The sequence below is a fragment of the Vibrio sp. 10N.247.310.17 genome (genome assembly GCF_041466605.1).
Taxonomy (GTDB): Bacteria; Pseudomonadota; Gammaproteobacteria; order Enterobacterales; family Vibrionaceae; genus Vibrio; species Vibrio tasmaniensis_A.
This window is the reverse complement of the sequence record NZ_JBFSTC010000167.1, coordinates 1-4,679: the sequence shown is the minus strand read 5'-3', so window position 1 is coordinate 4,679 and position 4,679 is coordinate 1. Positions and strand designations below refer to the sequence as shown.

Genomic DNA, 4,679 nt, shown 5'->3' with positions numbered 1-4,679 from the left:
CTTTGAAAAACAATATGTCGCTTAATGCGGTGTCCAGTCTTACTGGAGCAGATCACTCATGTGTACTCACTGACAGGAGAGGAATTATTAGTCTTGGGCCTTTTTTGACCTGTAACCTCGTTCGTAAGGTTTTAAAACGATCAGTGAGCAACACTTTTGTATTGGTTGGTTGTACGCTCACGGATCGAGCTTCTACTGCTGCCTTTACTTAAAACGCCACTAATTATTGTGTACTTAACTTTACATTAAAGGCATGAAATAAATTGAGCCCAAAAGTAGCTTCTGAAAATGTTGCGAACATCAGCCATAACACGTCTTGGGGCAGATCTTAACTAGCAGGCACTTTGAGAGAAAAGTGCCACGTGTATAATTTCAGCTCTATGAAGCCTCTGGACAAAAATAATTTAGATTGATTACCCTAATTGGCATTTATCTGATTAGAAATAGTATATCAAACACCTGAACATTTACTTTGGAGCAGATAAATCTATAAGCTGGATAATGCTTGAAACGAGCCATTCATTTTACTCAAGTGACCAACTACTGCTAGGGAATTATCCTCTGTGCTTCAAGGTCAATTCGCGAATTCAAGCCCATCTTAAGCGAACATATTAAAACGGCTCTTCCAGATAAAAACATGTTCAATAAATGCATCAACTCTTGACGGCCGCTTGTCACGATCTCTGTACATAATGAAAACTTCTTTACCGAAGCCCCGCCAATCGGGTAATAGAGGCAAAAGGTTTTGTTGATCATGGTTTAGTTCATGAAAATAATAGGTCGGAATCCACGCAATACCTAAACCATGGACGACAGCGTCTCTTACAAGTAACACATCATTTGAAGAGAATTGGAACTGTAGGTCATTGCTAAATACTTCATCGGTAGTTTGATTAACGAGTTTCCATTGACGATCATTACTCACTGTAATTAGGCGATGGTTCGCAAGATGTTTAGGGTGCGTAACTATACCATTTTGTTCGATGTAATTTCTTGAAGCACAGAGTCCAAATGGAATCGACCATAACTTCCTAGCAACCCAATCTTGCTCAATAAGATCTCCAAGACGAAAACTAACATCGATGCGTTTAGAAACAAGGTCGATTTTTTCATTTTGAACATCTAAGTCGATACAGATCTTCGGGTGCTTTTCTGCAAACTCATAGACACATTTTTTCAACCACATCTGTGCCATATTAATTGGTGCTGAGATTCTTATCGTACCACTCAAGGATTGACGTTCAGTAGCCACTCTTGATGACACATTGTTTAAGCTAGTAAGTAATGGCTCACAGTGTTGATAGTACTTTTTTCCATCAGATGTTAATACAAAACGGTGTGCACTTCGGTTAAATAATCTGCAATTAAGGCTAGCTTCAAGTCTTTTTAATCTCCTACTTATAGTTGATAACGGAATGTTCAGATTTTCAGACGCCTGAGTTAGGGATTGATATCGAGCGACAGAAACGAACAATAAAAGATCGTCTAAAGAATGAGCTTCCATATCTGGGATTTACCCTCTCATTATTAACCATTAAAAAGCAACTATGAAATATATAACATTGCCATGTCAAATTAGTTTTAATCTGGAAGCTCTATGTACAAACACTTATCAATCTGGTGCGGCGTTGTTGTCGCGGTTTTTTTTTGGTCTAGCAATTTTAATGTAATTCAGAAAATCAATGGCAACATATCGGCACTTACTGCAGCGACCTTACGGTTTGCAATTGCGGCTTCACTTCTATTGCTGTTAAGAGGGCTTAAAAAGTCTCAAGATGACGTCAAACTGACAAAAAAAAGTGTACTTTCACTTTTTGTCTTAGCTTCTATGGGTGTTACAGTCCAAAATTTATCCATTTTTTCCGCGATGAATTTTACTTCCCCTATTAACGCTGCCGTAATTCAAGCAAATATCCCACTTGTCACTATCATACTGTCAGGACTCATCCTAAGTACCTCCATTTCGTTGAGAGCAACTCTAGGAGCAATCGTTAGTTTCTTTGGTGTGGTTATTGTGATAACAGGTGGGAAAGTTCATTCTATTGAAAGCAATATTGGCGATCTTTATATGCTCTTTGCTTTAGTCAGTGGCTGTTTATATACAATTCTCGCAAAGCGACTCACATCCGATATCCCAGTGAGCCAGCAGCTACGTTGGGTATTAAGCATTGGTGCGATTCAAATGGTAGCCATAACGATGTACCGAATTGACTTTAGAAGTAGCTTGAATCAAATAACTCTCATAGACCTATCACTTATAGCCTACATGAGTTTGTTTGGAACTTTGTTCGCATATTACTTTTGGATGAAAGGTGCTATCGAGCTTGGCCCTGATAAAATATCTCCTTTATTTAATATTATGCCAGTGTTTACTTTACTTATTTCGTTCTTTTCAGGCCAACATATTCAGTTTGAGCATATTTTCGGTGTCAGTATTGTAGCTATTGGGATTTATGTTGGCAATTCAGCCCCTTCAACTAAGTCTAGTGCAAAATCCCTAAAAACTTAGCTTTAAATTTTTAAGCCTAGTGGGTTCTCCAAAGGAAATCTTTTTTAGCCCACATGAGAACAAGCATGGCTAAAAGTAACATAAAGGAGTCAGTGGACTATTTTATGAAAATGGAAAAGGGGGCACTTTCGAGCTAGAAAGTGCCACGGGTAAAAATTCAACCTGAGAAGCTTTTGTCGGATAGGCGACACTCGTTGCCGAGTGCCACCCTCCTAAGAACCGTACGTGCAACTTTCACTGCATACGGCTCAAGCCTCCGCTAAGGCGTATTACGTTACCCAGCAACCTAGATAGCAGTCAAAGCAGGATCAAACCAAGAGTGACGGCTTTCCTTTTTCGGTTTCCTCTTTGCCAAGTAATCTTGGTGCTGAGGATCGAACGGTGTAGCCGCACTTCGGATCTTCACATGTCTTTTAATTGGCGTTTTCGCTATTTGAGCCAAGTTGTAGTGACAGTCCATATTCGCAATTTTCTGCCAACCATGAAATTGCCAACCACCACTTCTGTTCATGTAGTATTTGCGCCTTACCCAGTCTTTTGATTTAGTAGGATGGCGTCTTACCGCCCATCGCCACAGTAGCCAGAAGATTTGATGACCGAGATAACCGAAAGTACGTTTTGCAACGCAGTGGCGATAATAATTCGCCCAACCCTTCAGTTTAGGGTTCAATAGTCTGATAAGATCATTGACTGGCATTGTTGCGTGCTTCTTAATGAGTTCGCGCAAGTTTCCCAAGAAGGAGAGAACGTTAGTTTTACTCGGTTTGATGAGCAGTTTTCCTTTGTACTTCCTGAGGTTAAAGCCCAGAAAATCAAAGCCATCATCTATATGAGTAAGGTGCGTTTTCTCTTCAGAGAGTGCCAACCCTCTCTCTTTTAGAAAATCAATCAGTCGTGGTTTGACTTCGTTAACAAGAACATCTTTTGATGAACCCGTTATCACAAAATCATCCGCATAACCTATAAAGTTAACTCGTTCTCCCGATTTCTTAGCCACTTCTTTTACGAGTCTTTCTAAACCCGCAAGTGTCAGTAACATAAGCGTTGGGGAGATAATTCCGCCTTGCGGAGTTCCTTCCGAAGTTCGGTAGAACAAGCCCTTATCGATATAGCCTGAGCCTAACCACTGCTTCAGCATCCTTTTGTCTATTTGAACATGTTCAAGTAGCCATTCATGCCCGATCATGTCAAAGCAAGCCTTAATGTCACCCTCTAAAACCCAACGACCTGAACGCTTAAGACACAGGCATTTGAAGCATTGTTGAATTGCATCTGCCGTACTGCGGTTAGGGCGAAAACCGTAGCTATTTGGATCTGCTACTGTTTCCGAAATTGGCTCCAAAGCAAGCAGATACAACGCTTGTTGCGCTCTATCTATCATACATGGAATGCCTAGAGGTCTGAGTTTGCCATTCTTTTTCGGGATGTAGACGCGTCTGAGAGGTTTAGCTCGATAGCCTTTTCGATTCAATTGATTCACAGCGGTCATTCGACGAGCATCCGTATTCCAGATGACACCATCTATTCCAGGAGTGTTACTGCCTTTATTTTGGGACACTCGCTTCACAGCCAGTAATTTAGCTGCTCTGGAGTGCGTTAAGACCCACTGCAAAGCTTTTGCTTTACTGTGTTTTCCCTCTCGGGTTGCTTTTGCAATGCGCATTTGAAGCTTTAACACGTGCGACTCGACGGCTTTCCAATCGATGGATTGCCACTGAGTGCCATTAGGAGAGGCACTAACTTCTGATGAAGTCACCATTTGCGTTTCCCCTTGAATAAAGTTCTTCAAATCATCTTGCAACGGGAGACCAGTTAGAAGTCGGCTCGCTTTCGCGCCAGATGTAAACCTGTATCCACTTCATTACAAAGCGACATTTGCTTTTTCTAACCTCCTTTACCTGCACACCTATCGGCAATCTTCGCAGACTACTTTCCCAAAGGGAGATATACAGGCTTACCCTGTTCCGTATGTTGCGTACAATATCAGGTTAGATGCCCACTATAGTGCGGAGAGTACAACGATCACGAAAGAGTACTGTCCAACTTCTTTCCGACTCTCATTGCCGTTTTGGCCACAGCGTATTAACCACTTCCGCTGCTTCATCGCATAACGCGCCTGTCGGGTGGACGACACTTGTTACCAAGTGCCGTCTCCCTAAGAACCGTACGT

General features: G+C 41.5%; 4 protein-coding genes. 2 read left to right on the top strand and 2 right to left on the bottom strand.

The features are described 5' to 3' along the window. A partial coding sequence (locus AB6D80_RS24220) for a hypothetical protein (protein WP_372189853.1) occupies positions 1-212 on the top strand: 212 nt, incomplete at its 5' end. A 386-nt stretch (positions 213-598) separates the two neighbouring features. Here AB6D80_RS24220 and AB6D80_RS24215 read toward each other — a convergent pair. Further along, positions 599-1,504, bottom strand: coding sequence for a LysR family transcriptional regulator (locus AB6D80_RS24215; RefSeq protein ID WP_029189349.1), 906 nt, complete (start codon positions 1,502-1,504; stop codon positions 599-601). Positions 1,505-1,597: 93 nt separating this feature from the next. On the opposite strand from AB6D80_RS24215, the gene AB6D80_RS24210 reads away from it, so the two are divergent. Beyond that, positions 1,598-2,509, top strand: a complete 912-nt coding sequence (locus tag AB6D80_RS24210) for a DMT family transporter (protein WP_102421364.1) — start codon at positions 1,598-1,600, stop codon at positions 2,507-2,509. A gap of 286 nt (positions 2,510-2,795) precedes the next feature. Here the strand turns inward: AB6D80_RS24210 and ltrA are convergent, their stop codons facing one another. Beyond that, positions 2,796-4,268, bottom strand: coding sequence for a group II intron reverse transcriptase/maturase (ltrA, locus tag AB6D80_RS24205; RefSeq protein WP_016800697.1), 1,473 nt, complete (start codon positions 4,266-4,268; stop codon positions 2,796-2,798). Positions 4,269-4,679 lie beyond the last annotated feature (411 nt).

What these genes read in the sequence shown, in the direction of transcription:
- AB6D80_RS24210 (WP_102421364.1), top strand. Translation starts at nt 1,598, where the DNA reads ATGTACAAACACTTATCAATCTGGTGCGGCGTTGTTGTCGCGGTTTTT.
- AB6D80_RS24215 (WP_029189349.1), bottom strand. Translation starts at nt 1,504, where the DNA reads ATGGAAGCTCATTCTTTAGACGATCTTTTATTGTTCGTTTCTGTCGCT.
- ltrA (WP_016800697.1), bottom strand. Translation starts at nt 4,268, where the DNA reads ATGGTGACTTCATCAGAAGTTAGTGCCTCTCCTAATGGCACTCAGTGG.